Raw genomic sequence first — 19697 nt, forward strand, 5'->3', positions numbered from 1 at the left:
CCGGCGTGTCATGCCCCTGTATCCGGCGCACCGCCCCGCGCGCTACCCAGCGCGGGGTGGGGCCTGTCGCGGCCCGGCAGCCACGAGATCGAGGAGGAGCACGTGACGCGTGTCCCGAGGACCACCGGTCCGTCCGCCCATCGGGCGGCAACCCGCCAGCCGGGCCGGCAGGCATGATCCTCCGGGCGCGCCGCATCGACCGGCTGGAGGAGCACCCGAACCTCCGCGGAATCCTCGGGATCCTCGCGCAGCTCGTGCACACCACCGACAGCGAGCTGGTCTCGCTGGCCGCGCTGTGGCGCAACTCCGGGCAGCTCGCCTCCGCACGGGACAAGGCGCTGGCACCGGACTCCCCGCTCATCGTCGAGGTCCTCGCCGCGTTCGACGCGCTGTCCGCGATCTACGCCGACGATCTCACCGGCGCCGAGTTCGTCACCCTCGACCCCGCGATCACGTCGACGGCGCTGCGTGCCATGCGCGACGCCCTCGCCGGCGCATACGCCAAGCCGATCCTCAACCGGTCCGAGTACACGGCGCTGCTGCGTCCCTGGCGGACGGTCTACCCGCGGGTCCGCTCGCACGAACCGGATCTGGGCCCCGCCGCCGCCGACGTCAAGCGAGTCCTGGCGACCCTGCCGAGGCTGGCTCGCCGCTGTCACGACCCGGCCAGCCTCGAGGTGTTCGACGGCCTGCTGACGACCGTGATGACCCGCGACGACGAGGCCCACCAGGCCGCGATGGAACGGGCCTTCGACAGCGCCGTGCTGACCGGGCGGCGGCGGGTGTGGACGCTGGTCCGCCGCAGTGCCGCCGAGGGCTTCTGGCGGCTGTGCCCGGCCTGCCGCCGGCTCGCCACCGCGCCCGACTCGTCATCGGACGAGCGGGTCATGGAACTGTGCGCCGACCTGGCCTGCGCGCTGCTCGTCGAGGACCTGCTCGAGCCGGACGTCTACACGACGCTCACCATGCCCCTGCGTGCGCTGATCCCGCTGCAGGGCGCCGCCGGGGCCTGAACATCGCCGCCGGGGCCTGAACGTCAGGCTGGCCGGTAGACAACCAGGCGGGCAGGGCTCGTGGTGACCGCGATCCGGCGGATACCCTCGCTGACCTCACCGTCGCCGGCGAACGGCAACGGTGCCGCCTGGTTGGACGCGATGTGCACCCGCTCGACGGTGCGCTGCTCGTAGACCCGTGAGCGGCCCAGCCGGCCGGTCAGCACCGCGCCGACGAGCCGCAGTCGGGCCAACGGCGCCGCCGCGTCGACGACCCGCAGGTCGAGCAGGCTCTCGTCCAGGCGGGTTCGGTAGGTCGGCGCGAAGCCGTCGGGCAGATAGCGTCCGTTCCCGACGAAGATCAGCCAGATCCGGCGGGCCTCCCCGTCGATCTCGGCCTCGAACGGCGGCTCGTTCCACAGCACCCAGCTCAGCGCGAGCAGCATGGCGGGCCATTTGCCGATCCGGTGCTCGAAACGCTCCCGGATGCGAACCATGTCCGGATAGCCGCCGAAGCTGGCGGTGTTGACGAAGTTCCGGGTGAACCGCGCACCGGTCGCGCCGATCCCGTCCACCTGCCCGACGTCCACCGCGACGGCCGTGCCGTCACGGACCGCCTTGACGGTGTCGCCGGGCCCACTCAGGCCGATGTCGGCGGCGAAGTGGTTCAGGGTCCCGGCGGGAAAGACCGCGAGCGGCACACCGCGTGCGAGGGACACCACCGCCGCGGTGTTGATCGTTCCGTCGCCGCCGGCGACACCGAGCACGCGGCTGCGCGCCGCCATCCGGGTGAGGGCCGCGGTGATGTCCTCGCCGGGACCGACCTCGACGATCTCGGCTCGTGGCAGGTCGGCCCGCAGCACGTCGATCAGATCGGCATGGTGCCCGGCACCCGAGCGGGCGTTCACGACCACACCGAGCCCCGCCCCATCGGGCAGCGCCGGGGCCCAGGCGGACGCGGGCCGGGCTCGGGCGGGCGTCCCGGGCCGCCGGGGCATCACCTTCGTCGTCAGCAGGCCGGCACCGACACCGAGCGCGACTCCCGCCACGACGTCCCCCGGGAAGTGGGCGCCGACATAGACCCGGGAGAAGGCGACCGTGGCTGCCAGCGCCGCGACGGGAACAGCCGCGACCGGCGCGTCGAGCGCGACCCCCGTGGCGAACGCCGCGGCAGACGCCGAATGCCCGGACGGGAACGAGAAAGTCGTCAGATCACGGCCAAGCCGACGCAGCGGCGGAACACCGTGGGTCGGCGGCCGATCCCGACGGAACAGCAGCTTCGCCGGGCCGTTGGCGGCGGTGCTGGCGACACCCAGCGCGAGCAGGCCACGCAGCGCTGCGGAGCGGCGACGGCCCTTGCTGGCACCGAGCACGCCCGCCACGCCCCACCAGAGCATCCCGTGGTCGGCGGCGTGCGAAATCCGTGGCAGCAGCGGATCCAGCAGCGGCCTGGCGTCGGCGAGCGAGGAGAACATCGCCCGGTCGAGGGCCGTGCCGCTCCGTAGCAGCCGCCGGCCGATCTCGACGTCATGGCGAACCAGCAGCCGTGCCAGTCGCGGAGGTCGCGGAGGTCGCCGCGTGGATGTCACGCCGGAACGGTACCCGTTCGCCGGGTACATGCAGGCATTTCCGGACGTCAAAGGCGCCTTCGGTGGCCGACTGCCTGGCCGAGGCGGACCCACCGACCGAGGCGGTCGGTCAGACCGGGACCAGCGGTCAGACCGGGGTCGGCGTCGCCGCGGCCGCGCGGCGCGGCAGCGGCGGCCGCGGTACGCACCCTGGCCTGGGCAGCGGCCGGCGCGGCTCCACGGTGCGACCCGTGGGCAGGATCTCGCCGGTGTCCTCGAAGAGGATCACGCCGTTGCAGAGGAGGCTCCAGCCCTGGTCGCAGTGCCGGCTGGTGACCACCGCCGCGTCACGGTCTGCGCCTTCCGCGGCCGGGCACGGCGGGTCGTGCGGGCAGCGCCGCCGGGACGTGGGAGAGACGGAGGAGGGATCGCTGGACGGCTCTGCGCCCAGTGACGGCGCCGCCGTGGCAGACGCCTGGCCAAAAACACTTCCTTGGTGCACGAGCACCAGAGGTTACGCCTCTCCGTTAGGCACGTCACACGCGGGCGCCTGTGGGGCCACCGGCGTGTCTCGTCGTACCGGCCCGCTCTGATGTCGCCGTGGTCGCCGGGCGCGCCTGGGCGTATCTCCGTGTGGCCGCCGCCGCCGATGATCTCTCAGTACGCCGCCAATCGGTAGATTGCAGCCTTACGCAGAGCGTCGGGCCGGTTCGGGATCCGAGGATTGGCTGGTGTGCGGTTGCCGGCCACCCTGGGCAGACTGCCATCACCAGGGAATTCGGGATTCCTGCCAGAAACGGGTTCGACCGGAGCCACGTCAGGGCCAGGCCTGTGGGGGGTCATGCATGGTGAACGACTCGCGCACGATCGGCGGTCCGGCGCCCGGCACCACGCGCCCGTTCCTCTGGGCGGGCCAGACAGCCAGGCCCGACGACGCAGCCAGGCCCGACGGCTCAGCCAGGCCCGAGAGCACAGCCGGGCCGGAGGGCAGCTCTGACGGTGGTCTCCAGGTGTCCGTCGTGATGCCCTGCCTCAACGAGGCGGAGTCCGTCGGCGTGTGCGTCGGCAAGGCGCTGGCAGGCCTCGCGGCCGCCGGGGTCGCGGGCGAGGTCGTCGTCGTGGATAACGGTTCCACCGACGACTCGGCCGCTGTCGCCACCGCCGCGGGCGCGCGGGTGGTGCGCGAGGCGCGGCGCGGCTATGGCAACGCGTACCTCGCCGGTTTCGCGGCCGCCCGGGGCCGTTTCCTGGTCATGGGCGATTCGGATGACACCTACGACTTCTCCGACCTCGGCGCGCTGCTCGCCCCCCTGCGCGCCGGGCGGGCCGACTACGTGCTGGGTTCCCGTTTCGCGGGCGAGATCCTGCCCGGCGCGATGCCGTGGCTGCACCGGTACGTCGGAAACCCGGTCCTCACCGGCATCCTCAACCGCCTGTTCGACGTCCGTTCCTCGGACGCGCACTCGGGGATGCGCGCCTTCACCAGCGATGCGTACCGGCGCATGCGGCTGCGCTGCGAGGGAATGGAGCTCGCCTCCGAGCTGGTCATCGCGGCCGGGCGGGCCGAGCTTCGCATGGAGGAGGTGCCGATCACCTATCACCCGCGAGTTGGTGCCTCCAAGCTCCACTCACTGCGCGATGGCTGGCGTCACCTGCGTTTCATGCTTCTCCTGGCACCGCGCCACCTGTTCGTGCTTCCGGGGCTCGTGCTGCTGGGGGTGGGCGCGGCCGGGCAGCTCGCGCTCCTGCCCGGCGCGCTCGACCTCGGCTTCCACCGCCTCGACCTGCACTTCTCCGTACTGTTCGCGCTGTTCACCATCCTCGGGTGGCAACTGGTGCTTCTGGGTGTCTTCGCGGACGTCCACAACCATGCGGCGGGGTGGCCCGAGCGCCGGCGCTGGCCGCTCACGTCGATTCACCGCCGCTTCTCCCTCGAACGCGGCCTGGCCCTGGGCGGCGTGCTGTTCGCGGCGGGTCTCGCCATCGACGGCGTCGTCCTCATCCGATGGCTGGCGAACGACATGGGGCCGCTCAACGAGCTGCGACCGGCCCTGCTGGCGATGTCGCTGATGGTGCTGGGTACGCAGACCGCCTTCGGCTCGTTCTTCCTGCGGCTGGTGACCACCGGGCCCAGCGGAGGCCATGGCCGCGCCGGCTGGGCTCCGCTCTCCGCCGCGGCCCCCTCCAGAGCCGGAGCGGTCGGCGAGGCGCCGACTCCCGGCCCCCCGCCGGTCGACGACGACTCGTCCGCCCTGCCTGCCTCGCCGGACACGCCCCGGCCTGGGGCGGCAGCGGTGCCAGACCCCGCGCCGCGGAACGCCGACAACGGATCCTCCGGGCACGGCAGCAGCGAGGAGACAGCCTTGCCAGTGGACCCTCCAAGCACGCACCGCGGAATTCCCGCCCACCAGCACTGACCCACTGCGATCGGGAAAGACAGTGAGCCTTCTTCATCTCACGGTGCGTGGTCGCGGACGGGGGGTCCGAGTCGGCGGCGGAAAAGGCTCAGTGATCCACCCACACAATCGGGGGCCCAAAGGGGACCATTCAGGCAATTTCTCGGATCGATCGTGGACCATGGTTCCTGTGAAGGCACCAGGACAGGCCGACGCCGTCGCCGGCTCCCTCGACGCCCCCGATGCCCCGGGCAGCACTGGACCGGGTGGCACCGCACCGCGGGGCGACCAGCAGGGCGGCCACCGGAGCGGTCCCACGGACCACACGCCGGTGAGCCTCGCGCCGGTGAGCCTCGCTGATGCGCTCGGGCCCAGTCCGGACCACGGCTTCGAGACGCTCCCACCGCACCCGACACGGCCGGCGACCGGTGCGGGCAGGTCCGGTGCGGGCAGGTCCGGCGCAGGCGCTGGCGGTGCCGGTGGTTCGGCTCGTCCTGCCCACAGGGAAGGCACAGGAGGCGCGGGAGACACCAGGCCGGCATCGGGTCCTGGGTTGGCCGCCCGAGCCGACACACGGCGGCGCACCGCCACGCGCACCGCCGCCACGCGCGTGGCCACCGCCCCCTCCGGCGACGTCCCCTCCGCCGGCAGACGGTTCTCCTTCCTCGCCCGGCACTCCGTGTTCGGAGTCCTCCTTCTCGTCGGAGTCGCGCTTCGGCTGGCCGCGGCGGTCGGCTACCGGCCCGCCTTCGAGTTCAACGGCGACTCATACGCCTACATACGGCTGTCAGCGCTGTCAGAACCCGATCAGATGCGCCCCGCCGGTTATCCGGCCTTCCTGCGGTTGCTGAGCGAGACGGGCGCGGGCCTGTGGGTCGTGCCGACCGTCCAGCACGTGCTGGCGATCGCCGTGGCGACCGCCCTGTACGCACTGCTCGTCCACCGCCGGGTCGCCGCCCCGATCGCCGCGCTCGCGGCGGCTCCGCTGCTGCTCGACGCGTACCAGATCGTCATCGAGCACTTCGTGATGGCCGAGACGTTGTTCGCGGTCGCCCTCGTGGCCGCCATGGTCGCGCTGATGTGGTCCCGACGTCCCTCGGTGTGGGCGCTGGCGCTCGCCGGCCTGCTGCTGGGCGCCTCCGGGCTGGTACGCACGATCGGTGTCGCCATCGGCCTGCTGGCGTTCGGCTACGTCGTGCTGCGGCGGCTCGGCTGGCTTCGGATCTCGGTGTTCGGCGTCTTCCTCGCCGCGCCGCTGATCGCCTACGCGAGCTGGTTCAACTCCGCGCACGGCAAGATCGGCCTGACCGGCGGCGACGCGGCCTGGCTGTACGGCAGGGTCGCGCCCATAGCCGACTGCGACCAGCTCGACCTGAAGCCCGAACAGCTCTCCCTGTGCTCACCGCATCCGGTCGGGGAACGTCCCGATCCGAGCTACTACGTGTGGGATCGCAACAGCCCCGCCAACAACCTCGACGTCTCCGCCGACGAACGCGACGCGCTGCTCAGGGACTTCGCCTGGCAGGTCATCACCAGGCAGCCGGCCGACTACCTGCGCACCGTCGGCACGGACCTCGGGCACTTCTTCAAGCCGGGACGTCCTGTCGGCCCCCAGGACTGGCCAGACGCCACGTGGCGGTTCCCGACCAGCGACGAGCCCCGCTACCTGCACAACAGCGAGCCGCTGCTCGGGCTGCAGGGCGACGACCACCCCACGCGGACGATCACCGAGCCCTGGGCCGGTCTCCTGCGCTCGTACCAGACACGGGGCTTCACTCCCGGGCCGGCGCTCGCCGTGACCGCCGGGCTGGGGCTGCTGGCCTGCCTCGCGGCACTGCCCCGCATCGTGCCGGCGGGCCTGCGCGGCGGTGACGGACGCACCCGCTGGCATGAGCTGACCGCCGAGCGCCGGCGCATCGGCGTGGACTGTCTGTTCCTGATCGGCGCCGGGGCGGCAGTGATCGTCGTACCGGCCGCCACCGTCTGCTTCGACTACCGGTACATGCTGCCGCTGCTGTTCCTGCTGCCCCCGGCGGCGGCGCTGGCGACGCGGCAGGGCCACCTGCTGGTGGTCGCCTGGCGGGAACGACGCGACGCCGCCGAGACCTCCTGGCGTTTCGCATCGGGAACCGGCGACGCCGACGCGCACAGCCCGTTCGAGCTCCTCGAGCCGGTGAGCGCGACGGGGCCCCTGCCCCCGGTGGACGTCGACCTGCCGACGCTTCCCGGCGAGATCGTGGGCGGCGGCGAGACGCCCGGCGGTCATGCCGGGGACCGGCCCCGAGGCAGCACAGACGCCAGCAGCACAGACGCCAGCTCGGCTGGCACCGGAACAACCACCGGCGGCAGCGGCACCACTGACAGCGGCGGTGGCAGCGAACCAACCGACGGCGCGCCCAGACCCTCCGCCGGGGGTGCTCCCCTACCGAAACGGCCTCCCGGTGCCACTTTCGAGACACGTGAGAGGCGACGGCGGCCACCCGTGAGCCTCGGCCCCGACGCCCGGATGCCGACCCCCGGCACATCGCCAGCCGCCAGCAGCGGGCGCACTGCCAGCACCGGCGCGGGCGCCGGGCGGACCACTCCTGGCGGACGGACGGGCAGCCCGGCGGCGACCGGCGGCGAAAGCCAGGAGAACCGGCCCTCGCGGGGCAACCCGAGCGAAGCGCAAGGAGCCGACTGGGACCCGCCGACCATGCCGCCCGGGCGCACCGGTTCCGGCGAGCCGACGACTGGCTGACCGACCGCCGGCCGGAGCCTCAGTGCCACTCGAGCAGGCGTGGGCCCTCGATCCGGGGGCAGGCGTCCACAACCACGTCCAACCCGGCATCGCGTGCCCGCGACTGCGCGTCCTCGTCGCGGACGCCCAGCTGCGTCCACACCGCACCAGCGCCGATCTTCACCGCCTCGTCGATCACCGGGCCGGCGAGATCAGAGCGAACGAACAGATCCACGACATCCACTGCGAAGGGGATGTCACTCAACGTCGGATAGCCCTGCTCACCGTCGATGACCGGCGCCGACGGATGGACCGGGATCGTCCGCTTGCCCTGCTGGCGCAGGTAGGCGGCGACGCCGTAGGCCGCACGTGAGGTGTTCTCCGACAGGCCGACCACCGCCCAGACCTCGGTGTCGGCGAGGACCTTGCGGATGACCGCGTCCGAGTTCTGCGTCATGCAGGTTCCAACCCCCTGCCGCGTACGGACAATCCCGATCAACGGCAGTCCCGGCTCACCGCGGTGCGACCGCGGCGAGCACGACCTCGGCGGTCAGCTCCGCGACGCCGGCCACCCGCGCCGAGGCCAGCGCGAGGGCCGCGGCACCGGGTGGGAAGTGTTCGTTGGGGACCGCGACGACGGCGAGCCCGGCAGCGGCAGCGGCCCGCAGCCCGTTCTCAGAATCCTCCACTGCCACCGCGGCCCCGGCGGGCACCTCGAGCCGCCGAACGGCCTCCAGGTAGACGTCAGGCGCTGGCTTGCCGCGGGCGACCTCCTCGGACGAGACGGTCTCCCGGAAGTACCTGACGAGCCCGGAACGATCCAGCACCAGGTCGATGAGTGCACGCGGTGACGAGCTGGCGAGAGCGAGCGGCCACCGGTCCGCCAGCGCGCGCACCGCCGCGACCGCTCCGGGCAGCAGCGGCGGTGCGTCCCCGTAACGCGCGGCGACCCGACCCCGTACCTCGGCGGCGATCTCCGCCGGACTGTCACCGGCACCGAGCTCGGCCAGGTAGCCGGACCACTCGGCGGTCGACATGCCCATCATCATCGCGGTGCTGTCCGCGGCCCACCGGCCGCCGCGCTCGGCCACGAACGCCCGGCGCACCTCGTCCCACACCTGCTCGGAGTCGATCAGAACGCCATCGAGATCGAAGATCACAGCCTGGACGGGGCCGGGTGTGGGAACGCCGGAGAAAGCCACCGGCCCATCCTCGCCCACACCCGCGCAGGACGGAACCGGGCACCACGAACACTGGATGGTGCTCACATGAGCCGAGCCTGGCGCCGCGCAAGCGGGCGGAAGGCTACGATCAAGCGGTGCACAATGCGCGCCGCGGTCCGGCGCCGGCCTCGGGCCTGCGGTCCGCTCCGCCGGTGTCCTCCTGGTCCTCCTGCCGCCCGACCAGTGGTCCCCGCCGATGAGCGACAACAAGCATGAGGTGACGCTTTCCAGCTCGGCGGAACGAGATCTGGCGAAACTGCCCGAGCTGCTGGGCGCCGAGGTGCGCCGGTTCCTCGAAGGCCCGCTGCGCAACGATCCGCGCAAGGCCGGCACACCGCTCGTCGGCGAGCAGCAGGTCGGGATGTTCGAGACGTCCGCGCGAAGCTGGCGGATGCTCTACCGGGTCGACGCCAACACCAGAACCGTGCGGGTCATGGTGGTCGGCCGCCGCCAGAGCCCCTCCCGCCTGCCCTTCCGAGGAGGCGGCCTCCCGAGCCGGTGACGGTTCACCCGGCGACCGCTCGGGCCGGCGTGTCGCCCGGCGGAGAGTAGTTCAGGGCGGCTATGCGGTTCAGGGCATTGCCGGAGCCGCCTGCGGTCGCCCGCCCGCCTGGGCCATCGCCGCGGCCAGCCGTGCACGGTGCTTCTCTGCATAGGCCGCGCGGTCGTTCAGGCGCGGGAACTCCTCGGCCGGAACCGGTACACCGAGAAACTCACACAGCGGACCCCAGCCTTCCGCGACGTCGAAGACAAGGAGCCGGTCGGCCGGAATCTCCCGCCGTACCGCCTCGCCGTGTTCGGCGAAAATCCGAAGCGCGTGGTCCCGGTCCGCGAATCTGCCCTTGAACACACCGTCCCAGACGATCAGATTCATCATCGTCATCACGCGCATCGCCTCCGGGTTCACCGCCACACCGCTGGGCGGAGCCGAACCGGCGGCCTTGAACAGTGTGTTGGCGACACTGTCGTACCACTTCTCGGGATCGCGTACCGTGAGAATCACCCGGGATGACGAGTAGTGAGCGGCGAGCTGCCGCCAAAAGAATGCGCCGGGCCAGTCGACGGTCGACCGATATCCACGGAACAGCGCATCCCAGTCAGCAGTACCCCTCTGGGCCGCGTCGATCCAGTCCGGCACGGTCTCCCGATGCGAGAGCACCTCGTCCATGTGATGACAGGGTCCGCAGCCGAGACGTTCGAGGGCGGCCTGTAGTGAGAGCGTTCCGGTCCGACCAAAGCCCACACCAAGGACATCGATCAAGATTTCCTCCTTCGTAGACCCCCCGCGCAACAGTAGCGAACAATCAGAGGAAAGGTCCAACAACCCGAAAGAAAGGAGGGAGGCTTCCTTTTTGAAGCCATTCAATTACCCGAATTTCGAGCGACAATCCGGAAATTCGAACAACCGGAGAGAATTGACACAAAAACACGCCTCGACGCGCGCCGGAGTGTCAGCAGAAATCGACATCACGACAACGACAAGAATGCGATGAAAGCCCGATAAAAGCGCCTGGGGCCAAGCACCTGGGGCCGAGATCGGCCTGTTGCGGCCAGTCGGGCCCAAGAACAGGAAGTGGCGCTGCGACGCGTCGCGGGACTACCGGGTCGTTCCGGCCGCGGGCCCACGCGGATTGCCTCGAGCCCGCGCGAATCGCGAGGTCAGGTAACGACAAGGCCGATCCGCACCGCCGTCGAACCCGTCATCTTCCATCCGCAGCGGGGGACACACCCGGCCTGACCAGGTCGCGGCACGTCATCCGGCGAAACCGTCCGGGTATCACACTCCGGGTATCACACAAAGGGCATCTCCCGATCACCATCGACATCCGTACGCCTATGATGTCAGAGATCATGGTCGCCGATGTTGCTTTTCAGCAATCAACAACCGGCCAGAGCCCCGTACCGCCCCGGTCAAAATATGCCACCGGACCTGGCTGCCCCGGACGGCCCAGCCCGTGGAGCGCACACTCCATGCACTCGACCGCCGGCACGCGCGGATCCTCGGTGTAGCAGCGGCCAACGAGCACCGCCCCGCGGCTCCGGCCGGGCGCGGGAACTCGGCGTCGAGCGCGGGGCGGGTTCGAGCGGGAACCGTCAGGACACGTTCACGCCGAAGTCGAGGGCGATGCCTCGCAGGCCATTGGCATACCCCTGACCCACGGCCCGGAACTTCCACTCACTGCCGTAGCGGTACAGTTCCCCGAAGATCATCGCGGTCTCTGTCGACGCGTCCTCGGTGAGGTCGTAACGGGCGACCTCGGCGCCAGTCACCGCATCAGCGACCCGAATGAAGGCGTCACGGACCTGACCGAAGGTCTGCCGGCGCGTCTCGGCGTCATAGATGGAAACCGCGAACACGACCTTCGCCGCCTGTGCCGACAGGAGCCGCAGGTCGACGTTGATCTGTTCGTCATCCCCACCTCCCCCACCGACGAGGTTGTCGCCCAGATGTTGGACGGCACCGTCCGGGCTGACCAGGTTGTTGAAGAAGATGAAGTGGCCGTCCGACAGCACGTGCCCCGCGTCGCCCACCACCAACGCGGAGGCGTCGAGATCGTACGGAGCGCCCGTCGTCTGCCGGACCTGCCAACCAAGCCCAATGGTCACCGCCGTCAGGTTCGGCGCGACCTTGCTGAGCGAAACATTGGCGCCTTTGGATAGCGACACCGAGGTCATACCGAAAGCCTAGCCCTGTCTGGGCAGGTTACGCAGCCCACCCACCCGACTTCAATCACCGCAGCCGTACCACTACGCAGGGTGAAGGAAGCCCGTGACGGACCACACCGGCGCGCATCGAACCCAATCCGCCCAGGCTAGGCTGCCAGAAGTGGAGATCCGCCTGTTGCCGCCCGGGAAGGCTGACGTCGCAGCACCCACCATCGCGCTCCCCGCCCGCGATCTGCCCGCCCGCACGCTGTCAGGCCGGCTGCTGCCCGCCCGGCGACAGGCCGATCGGTGACAGCCGCGGCGGCGGGGTCGGCCGACAGCGGGATGATCCGGCGGCGGAAGGCACTCGCACTCACGCAGCCTCTCCACGACCTGGATGCCCGCAAGTCGTACCTGGACGGCGGCGACTTCGACGTCTACGCGATGGCGGAGCTCGCCCTGCATGCCATCGACCTGGTCACGGTCGCGATGGACTTCGACCGCGGAGCGGACCACGAGCAGGTGCTGCGCAGACTCATCCCGCTCGTGGCCGCGCAGGCACCCGAGCGGGGGCGCGCCGAGCACGAGCGGGTGGCCCGTTGGGTCCTGAGCAATCTGATCAATGTCGGAAGCGTGGACCGCGGCTTTGACGTCATCTACGGCACGTACCGGGCAGACGGTCGGTATGTGCGTCGCCGGTTCGACTTCAAGCTGTTGGTCGAGCTGACCGACGGCGAGGGTGAGGTGTACCTGCGCGCCACCGACGAGGCGGTCACCGTTCTCATCGGGGCGCTGGACACGGATGTGACCTCGGCGCAGATCGCCGCGGAGGTCACGCTGGACAACCTCATCCGGCGGGGCCGGCTGGCGGATGCCCGAGCGGCCGCGGAGGCGGCGCGGTACCGCACCGTCCAGTACGCCGAGCAGCTTCGCCGGCAGCTCGACGCGACTCGGCGCAACGTGCTGGCGGTGGACTGGCTACGTGCGGTGCCGGCTCTGCTCGACGAGGCACTTGGCCACGTCGAGCAACGATATCGACACGAGAACGCCATCCTCACCCACATCCGGCGTTACCGCGACGCGGCCGACGACGCCGATCACAAACGGCAGGCCGCCGAGCTCGTCGCCATCGTGACCGACTGCGTGCGGCGCCACACCCAGCTTCAGGCGAGGCTGCTCGAGGCGGGCGCCGTGTTCCGCGCGGAGCAGGACCGCCAGCAGTTCGCGGACGTGCCCGCACGCGGCGGGATCGATCTCTACACACAGTTGCTCATGCCGGTGCTGACCCTGCCCGGGGCGACGGCTCTGACGCCGGCCGCGGTCTTCTTCCCCGGAGCGGTCGGCGTGCGCTCGCCGCGTGCGATGCGCCTCGCCGATCTGGTGGACGGACTCCTCACACCGCCGGTGGAACACGAGCCGCTCGGATCTCCGATCGTCGAGGCGGACCTTGTACCGATTCGGGAACCGGACAGGTTCGACGACGAGGCCTGGGCCCACGCCACCGCGGTCATGGAGATCGCGCCGGACGCTCCTCGACGCCTGTCGGACCTGCTGGAACAGGCGAGGCGCAGGGGCGGCCCGGACGCCGCGGACCTGGTGGCGCTGCTCGCCACCCATGCGCTGAGCCCACGGATCTCCGCCGCCGCACGGCAGGGCGACCCCCTGCTGACGGTTGCCTGCGACGACGGCACCGAACTCGATGATCCCTGGTTCGGCGGGGCGGACCTCCTCGTCGGCCGAGTCCTCATCTCCGCGCCGGACACCGTGGACGACGACGTTTCCACTCTCCCACCTGCCATGATCGGTACAGCACCTTGACCTTCATCGACGCGAGCCCCACCGGGCCCGGCACCGTCGCCGAAACGGACAGCAGGGCCGAGACGGACATCGAGACCGAGACGGACATCGAGACCGGGGCCGGCCTCGACACGTTCGTCGATCTCGACGCCGACGCCGACGTTGACACGTTCACGGACACCGCTGCCGTGACGGGCCACGACGCCATCACGGTCATGGACGACAGCGTTCTCGCCGGCGACGACACTGCTGGCCTCGGCTTCACCCCCGGTGGTCAGCCAGGCCAGGACACCCGCCGGCACCACGCGGACGCCTTCGAGGCGGGCCGGCTCATCGCCTACGGCCTGCGGCCGAAGCTGGTGCCCGCCCGCGATGGCAGGTACGCCGAGCTCGTCCGTCGTTACCTGCGGGAGCCGCAGTTCGCCGCGCTGACGCAGGCCACCGCGGCCGGCCTCGGGCTGGTCGTGCTCGACGTGGCCGAACGGGCCGGTTTCGTCGTCGGAGGTGCCGAGGACTCGGCGTTCACCGTCCGGATGGGCGACTACGCGCGCCGGGCAGGCGGGGAGCACCGGTCCGCCGAGCGGCTGCTGCACGCGATCGCACAGCTCGCGGTCGCCGCGCTCGCGTTCCCACGGCCGGCGGACCTGGTGGACGACTCCTACATCGGACGCGTCAGTGTCGACGGCGTGGACGCCTTCGTCCGTGAGGCCTGCCGGCTGCTGGAGCAGCGGACCGCCGGCGACCAGTGCGACGAAGTGGCGTCGCCCGGCGACGGACGCACGCTCGAGGCGGCGTGGCGCCTGTACTCCCGGCGCCCGGCTACCGGGACGACCCGGGACTCCCGGCGCCTGGCCGGGTCGACGTCCGGGATCGTCGCCCGGGCGATGAGCTTCCTGACCGAATCGGGATGCCTGGTGCCGGTCAGCGAGCAGGCGGGCGGCACCTACCGGACGACGGCTCGCTACCAGATCCAGGTACGGGAGCTCGCCGCCGACGCCGCGCTGGAGGAGCTGCTCGGCCTCGGGGTGGTGACGGTCGCGGACGGCGGCGGCGGGGTACGAGTTCTCTCCGCCGCGCCTGTGCTGCCCGGCTATGACACGCCGGGCGCCGCGGCGGAGGACCCCGCGGGCCAGGTTCCGGACAGCCCGGCACCAGACAGCCAGAGCCAGGTAGTGGGCAGCCAGGTGGCGGGTTCGGGCCCGGAGGTGGGCGATGTTTGAGCTTTCCAAGGTTCGGCTCCATGCGATCGGACCGCCCGGTGCGCGGTTCGGCGACGTCCTGCTCGACTTCTCCGGGGTCGGCGCGCCGGTCGCCGGCCACCGTCAGGATGGGCTCTTCGGCACCGATGTGGTCCATGGTGCGGCGGACAGTGACAGTCAGGACACAGCTCCTCCGGAGGTCGACCTGCCGGGCGCGGTGGCCGGCAACGCCGTTCCCGGGACCACCACGGCCGCAGTGCCCCCCGCCACCCCGCACGAGGTGACGACGGCGGCGATGCTCCCGTTGCCGGCACCGGTGACGGCGGTGGTGCCGGCACAGCCGTCGCCAGCGGTGCCGACACAGCCGCTGCGGCCGTCTCCGGCCTCCGTGCTGTTCCTGGAGAACGGCGGCGGCAAGAGCGTCCTGATGAAGTTGATCTTCTCGGTCGTGTTGCCCGGACGTCGCCAGGTCGTGGGCACGTCCAACGGGCGGGTCCTCGACAACTTCGTCCTGCCGCGCGACTGCGGGCATGTGGTCTGCGAGTGGCAACATGCAGTCACCGGCGAACGGGTGGTCACCGGCAAGGTCAGCGAATGGCGGGGCCGGACCACCACGGACCCGTCCCGCCTGGCCGAGGCCTGGTACTCCTTCCGCCCCCGCCCGGGTCTGGACATCACCAACCTGCCCTTCGTCCAGGACGGACGGCAGGTCACGTTCGCCGGCTTCCGTTCCCGGCTCGCCGAGGCCGGCGCGGCCGACCAGCAGCTCGATCTCGGCTGGGAGACCAACCAGGGCGCCTGGAGCGAACGGCTCGACGCGCTGGGCCTGGACCCCGAGCTCTTCCGTTACCAGCGGGCGATGAACGCCGGCGAGGGTGAGGCCGCGGAGGCCTTCGCGTTCAACAGTGACGAGCAGTTCGTCGACTTCCTTCTGCGGGCCGTCACACCGCCGGAGGATCCGGCCGGCGTCGCCGACGTCGTCGAGGGCTACGCGGCGAAGCTCGCCGAACGGGCCGCGCTGGAGGCGGAGCGCGAGTTCGTCGCCGGTGCGCTGGAACGGCTCACCCCACTGGTGCAGACCGTCCAGGCTCGCGCCGGTGCGGCGGGCCGGCTGCGGGAGCTGCACGGGACGGTCCGGGAGGCGGCCGCCGCGGTCGACGCGAGGATCGCTCTCGCCGATTCCGGCACGTCGGCGCTGGACGAACGCGGCCGACGTGTGCGCACCGCGGTCGAGGAGGCCGAACGCGCCCGGGCGCGGGCGACGGGTGGCGAGCTGGCCGCACGCCTGCGGGTGGCCGAGCTGCGGCTCGCCGAGGCGGAGGCGACCCGCGACGAGCTCGTCGGACGCCACGGTGACGCCGTGGAGGAGCTCGAGGCGTGGCGGGCGGCCGAGGACGTCCTGCGGCTCACCGCCGCCGACGACGAGACCGAGCGGCTCACCCGGCTGGTGGCGGACGCCGAGTCACGGTCCGCCCCCGCTCTCACCGAACGCAACGCCGCCGCCCGCGCGTTCGTCGTCGGTCTGGCCCGCCTCGCGGCCGCGTCTCGGGCGGAGGAGACCCGGGCGCGGGCGGGTGCCGCGGCGCACAACCTGGCGGCCGAGTCGTCCGCGGTCGCGGACCGTGCCGCCGCGGACGCGGCTGCCACGACCCGGGCGGGTGCCGCCGGGCTGCGGGAGCGACGTGAGCGCGCTGACCGGCTGCAGGCCGAGGCCGTCCGCGACGGGCTGCTGGACCAGCCCGGGCGTGAGCCCCGCCAGGTGGCGGCCGAGGCCGCGAGGCTGGCGGACGACGCCCGGGCCGCCGTCCGGGACGCACTGGCCACTGCGGCCCGTTCCGCCGACCATCGGCAGGCACAGGACGCCCAGCGCGACGCCGAGCGCGGCCTGGACCACGCGAACGCCGAGCTCGCCCGGCTGGCCTCCGACCTGGACGCGACGCTCGGAGCCGCCGGCGCGCTGACCGCGGACGGCCGGATCGCCGCTCTGCTCGGGCTCGACGCGGGCCACCCGTCCCAGCCCGGCTCCGGCTCCGGCGCCGGAGCCGGAGCCGGAGCCGGCGCCGCGGAACCGGTTGATCTCGACGTCGACGCCGAGGTCGCGCTGGACGCCCTGGCCGCCGCGGTGCTGACGGCCGAGGAGCGCCAGCTCGCGCTGTCCGTCGACACCGAGGCGGACCAGCGTGTCCTGCGCGCGCTGGGCGACGGTGACCTGCGCCCGGCCCGGGCCGCCGTCGGCGAGGTCGTCGCCGAGCTCGAACGCGCCGGCATCCCGGCCACCGCCGGCTGGCACCACCTGGCGAACAAGGTCGACGAGGGCTCCCGTGAGCAGGTGCTGCGGGCCCGTCCCGACCTTGTCGACGGTGTCGTCATCCAGGCTGGCTGGGACGTCGACACCGCACGGGCGGTCCTGGACCGGGCACGGATCCGGCCCGACTGCGCGATCGTCGTCGGTCCCGCGCGGCTGCTCGAGCCAACACCGCTCGAGCCCACCGCGCCCGGCCTTGAGAGCACCGTCGGCGCCGACGGCACCTTCCTCGTCCCGCCCAATCCGGCGTTGTACGACAGCGCCGCCGCCGCGGCCGAACGCGCGTCGATCCGCCGCCGGCACGACGAACGGTGCGCCGAGGCCGCCGAGCTGAGCGCCCGCGCGCGCGGCGACCGCGACCTCGCCGCGGCTGTCGCCGGCTGGCGCCGGACGAACCCCCCGGGCCGGATTCCGGGCCTGCGCGCCGCCGTGAGCGACGCCGCGGGCACCGTGGACATCGCCGCCCGGGCGCTGGCCGACGCGCAGGAGCGGGTCGCCGCGGCCGCCCGGGCCGCGGAGCGCGCGGTGGCGGAGGTCGAACGCCTGCGGGTCGTCGAGCAGGAGTGCTCCGCGCGGGCCACCGCGCTGGACCAGCTGGTCCACGTGATCGATGAGGCAGCCGGCCTGACGGACGAGATCGCCCGTCTGGAGGCGACGGCCGCCGAGATGTCGGCCGAGGCGGAACAGCATCGGGCCAGCTGCGCCGCCTCCCGCCTGGCGGCGCAGGAAGCCCTGCGCCGGGCCGACGACGCCGCCCGCAACACCCAGGCCGCGCTGACCGAGTCCGCGTCGGTGGTCGGCGCGGGTGACCTTGTGCTCGACGACATCGCGGTGGATGACAGCGCGGTGGACGACAGCCACGGCGACCTCGGCACCGACAGCGACTGCGGCACCGACGGCGCCACCGACAGCGACGGCGGTGGCGGTGGCGGGCCGGTGTCGCCCGGCGCTCCGCCGGTGCAGGTACCCGTGCTGCGGGCGGCGTACGAGGCCGCCGAACGCGCCTACGCGCAGGTGGAGGTCGGCGCGGACCTACGCGGCGAGCTCGATCGCGCGTGGCGGGCGCACGCGGCCGCACGCGCGGGCGTCGAAGGTCTGTCGGCCGCCATCCGGGCTCGTTGCGAGGTTCTGCTCGCCGGTCCCGACGGTGGGGACGCCACCGCGCGGGCCACGGCCCAGGCCGCCACCCGGCGCACGGCAGCCGAGCTCGGACGGGCCCTCGACGCCACCCGCGAACGGCTCGGCGGTCTGCGCCAGGAGCTGCACCACACCGCGGCCAGGGTCGGTGCCGCTGGCGCGCACCCGATGCCGCCCGAGGACGGGCCCCAGTCCCTCGAGCAGGCGCTGCACTGGCAGCAGGCCCGCGCCGACGCCTGCCGGGAGGCCGACGCCGATGCCCAGACCGCTCAGGCGGCACTGGACGACCTGATCCGCGACACCGCGGATCATGAACGTGAGCGGGATGCTTTCGGGCTGGTCGCCGGGACGTTGTCCGACCTGCTCGCCGACGCCGAGTCGACCGGCACGATCGCGGACGGGGCCGTCAGCACGACGGCCGGCCCCGGCAACCCAGCCGACCGTTTCAACCACACCGGGACAGGCGACCACACCGGACCAGGCCGCCTGGTCGGAACAGACGGCCAGGCCGGGGCGACGATCGCGCCGTTCGACGGCGATGCCGCCGCGGCGGCGGCGATGACCCGCGAGCTGCGGGCGACCTGGCGGCAGGCGGTCGCGGCGCACGCCGAGGCGGCCGGCCGGGTTCGGGTGGCCGCGGACGCCGTCGCCTCCTGGGCCGCCGGCGGGCGGTTCGAGGCGGTGCGCACACCGGCCCGCAGGCAGATGGTGCGGGCCGGCCGGGACGCGGTGGCGGCGAACGCCGAGGGCTGGGCCGCCGCGTTGGCTCCCCGGCTGCGCAGCCTTGACGACGACCTCGCGCACATCGGACGCAACCGGGCCGCGATCGTCGCGCGGCTGGAGGGAATGGTCCGGGCTTCCCTCGGCACCCTGCGCTCCGCCCAGCGGCTGTCCCGGCTGCCCGATCAGCTCGGCGACTGGTCCGGGCAGGAGTTCCTGCGCATCACCTTCGCCGAACCCGATCCGGTCGCGCTCACCGAGGCGCTCGGCGAGGTCGTGGATGCCGCCGCGAGCGGCGCGGCCACCAACACTGGCACTGGCACCGGCGGTTCGGCTGCCAGGACGAGCGCCCCGCCCCGAACGCCCGGCGCCGGCGGGCCGCTGCCGGCCGGGGTCCGCCGGGACGGCATGACGCTGCTGGTGCGCGGTGTGCGGGCCGCGCTCCCCGGCGGGGTCCGGGTGGAGATCCTCAAGCCGGACGCGGTGCTGCGCACCGAGCGCGTCCGGATCTCCCAGCTCGGCGACGTCTTCTCCGGCGGCCAGCAGCTGACCGCGGCGATCATCCTCTACTGCACGATGGCCGCCCTGCGCGCGAACGACCGCGGCCGGCTGCGGGCCCGGCACGCCGGCGTGCTGTTCCTCGACAATCCGATCGGGCGGGCCAGCGCGAGCTACCTGCTGGACCTGCAGCTGGCGGTGGCGGACCGGCTCGGCGTCCAGCTGATCTACACCACGGGCCTGTTCGACACCACGGCGCTGAGTGCGTTCCGGCTGGTCATCCGGCTGCGCAACGATGCCGACCTGCGGGCCGGCATGAAGTACCTGCGGGTGCAGGAACGGCTGCTCGCGGGGCTCGTGCCGCCGCGGATCGCTGGCGGGACCGACGCCGCCGGAATGATCAGCGCCGCCAGGGTCTTCCGCAGGAACCTACCCGGCTCACCCCCCGCCCCCGCCGGAGCCGGAGCCGGAGCCGGAGCCGCCGGAGTCAACTGAAC

At 72.5% G+C, this 19697-nt stretch carries 13 protein-coding genes; 7 read left to right on the forward strand and 6 right to left on the reverse strand.

Features of this window, described 5'->3' with window-relative positions; translation table 11 throughout:
* Positions 1–173 precede the first annotated feature (173 nt).
* Positions 174–1013, forward strand: a complete 840-nt coding sequence (locus AWX74_RS34305; RefSeq protein WP_091285200.1) for a hypothetical protein — start codon at positions 174–176, stop codon at positions 1011–1013.
* Between the two features lie 23 nt (positions 1014–1036).
* On the opposite strand, the gene AWX74_RS34310 is transcribed toward AWX74_RS34305, so the two are convergent.
* Positions 1037–2581: a phosphatase PAP2 family protein gene (locus AWX74_RS34310; protein ID WP_479724507.1), complete on the reverse strand. Its 1545-nt coding sequence runs from the start codon at positions 2579–2581 to the stop codon at positions 1037–1039.
* Between the two features lie 127 nt (positions 2582–2708).
* Complete coding sequence (locus tag AWX74_RS42190) at positions 2709–3068, reverse strand: DUF5999 family protein (protein WP_193209870.1); 360 nt, start codon at positions 3066–3068, stop codon at positions 2709–2711.
* A 337-nt stretch (positions 3069–3405) separates the two neighbouring features.
* Here AWX74_RS42190 and AWX74_RS34320 point away from each other — a divergent pair, with 337 nt between their 5' ends.
* Positions 3406–4977, forward strand: a complete 1572-nt coding sequence (locus AWX74_RS34320) for a glycosyltransferase family 2 protein (protein WP_091285205.1) — start codon at positions 3406–3408, stop codon at positions 4975–4977.
* 589 nt (positions 4978–5566) lie between these two features.
* The gene (locus AWX74_RS34325; protein WP_091285279.1) at positions 5567–7696 is read left to right on the forward strand and encodes a hypothetical protein; all 2130 of its coding nucleotides are present in this window, start codon (positions 5567–5569) and stop codon (positions 7694–7696) included.
* 19 nt (positions 7697–7715) lie between these two features.
* Here AWX74_RS34325 and AWX74_RS34330 read toward each other — a convergent pair whose 3' ends face one another.
* Both AWX74_RS34330 and AWX74_RS34335 read right to left on the reverse strand, forming a co-directional pair.
* The gene (locus AWX74_RS34330) at positions 7716–8132 is read right to left on the reverse strand and encodes a CoA-binding protein (RefSeq protein ID WP_091285207.1); all 417 of its coding nucleotides are present in this window, start codon (positions 8130–8132) and stop codon (positions 7716–7718) included.
* A gap of 55 nt (positions 8133–8187) precedes the next feature.
* Positions 8188–8877, reverse strand: a complete 690-nt coding sequence (locus tag AWX74_RS34335; protein ID WP_091285209.1) for an HAD family hydrolase — start codon at positions 8875–8877, stop codon at positions 8188–8190.
* A 217-nt stretch (positions 8878–9094) separates the two neighbouring features.
* Between AWX74_RS34335 and AWX74_RS34340 the strand changes: the two genes are divergently transcribed.
* Complete coding sequence (locus tag AWX74_RS34340) at positions 9095–9400, forward strand: type II toxin-antitoxin system RelE family toxin (protein ID WP_091285212.1); 306 nt, start codon at positions 9095–9097, stop codon at positions 9398–9400.
* Positions 9401–9469: 69 nt separating this feature from the next.
* Here the strand turns inward: AWX74_RS34340 and AWX74_RS34345 are convergent, their stop codons facing one another.
* Positions 9470–10141: a sulfotransferase family protein gene (locus AWX74_RS34345; RefSeq protein ID WP_242666556.1), complete on the reverse strand. Its 672-nt coding sequence runs from the start codon at positions 10139–10141 to the stop codon at positions 9470–9472.
* Positions 10142–10992: 851 nt separating this feature from the next.
* Entirely contained in the window at positions 10993–11574 is a 582-nt protein-coding gene (locus tag AWX74_RS34350; RefSeq protein ID WP_006543692.1) for a TerD family protein, read from the reverse strand.
* A 315-nt stretch (positions 11575–11889) separates the two neighbouring features.
* Between AWX74_RS34350 and AWX74_RS34355 the strand changes: the two genes are divergently transcribed.
* Genes AWX74_RS34355 through AWX74_RS34365 form a run of 3 tightly spaced genes read left to right on the forward strand, consistent with a single transcriptional unit; the run spans position 11890 to position 19695 of the window.
* Positions 11890–13362 carry a hypothetical protein gene (locus AWX74_RS34355; RefSeq protein ID WP_091285282.1) on the forward strand — a complete coding sequence of 491 codons (1473 nt, stop codon included), beginning with the start codon at positions 11890–11892 and terminating at the stop codon, positions 13360–13362.
* Positions 13359–14561 (forward strand): hypothetical protein, encoded by a 1203-nt coding sequence (locus AWX74_RS41775; RefSeq protein WP_226931361.1) that lies wholly within the window; start codon positions 13359–13361, stop codon positions 14559–14561. Before AWX74_RS34355 ends, AWX74_RS41775 begins: the two co-directional genes overlap by 4 nt.
* The gene (locus AWX74_RS34365; RefSeq protein ID WP_226931360.1) at positions 14554–19695 is read left to right on the forward strand and encodes a hypothetical protein; all 5142 of its coding nucleotides are present in this window, start codon (positions 14554–14556) and stop codon (positions 19693–19695) included. Before AWX74_RS41775 ends, AWX74_RS34365 begins: the two co-directional genes overlap by 8 nt.
* Positions 19696–19697: the final 2 nt, after the last annotated feature.

The organism is Parafrankia irregularis, assembly GCF_001536285.1.
GTDB lineage: Bacteria > Actinomycetota > Actinomycetes > Frankiales > Frankiaceae > Parafrankia > Parafrankia irregularis.

What these genes read in the sequence shown, in the direction of transcription:
- AWX74_RS34330 (WP_091285207.1), bottom strand. Translation starts at nt 8,132, where the DNA reads ATGACGCAGAACTCGGACGCGGTCATCCGCAAGGTCCTCGCCGACACC.
- AWX74_RS34305 (WP_091285200.1), top strand. Translation starts at nt 174, where the DNA reads ATGATCCTCCGGGCGCGCCGCATCGACCGGCTGGAGGAGCACCCGAAC.
- AWX74_RS34355 (WP_091285282.1), top strand. Translation starts at nt 11,890, where the DNA reads ATGATCCGGCGGCGGAAGGCACTCGCACTCACGCAGCCTCTCCACGAC.
- AWX74_RS34365 (WP_226931360.1), top strand. Translation starts at nt 14,554, where the DNA reads ATGTTTGAGCTTTCCAAGGTTCGGCTCCATGCGATCGGACCGCCCGGT.
- AWX74_RS34350 (WP_006543692.1), bottom strand. Translation starts at nt 11,574, where the DNA reads ATGACCTCGGTGTCGCTATCCAAAGGCGCCAATGTTTCGCTCAGCAAG.
- AWX74_RS34320 (WP_091285205.1), top strand. Translation starts at nt 3,406, where the DNA reads ATGGTGAACGACTCGCGCACGATCGGCGGTCCGGCGCCCGGCACCACG.
- AWX74_RS34340 (WP_091285212.1), top strand. Translation starts at nt 9,095, where the DNA reads ATGAGCGACAACAAGCATGAGGTGACGCTTTCCAGCTCGGCGGAACGA.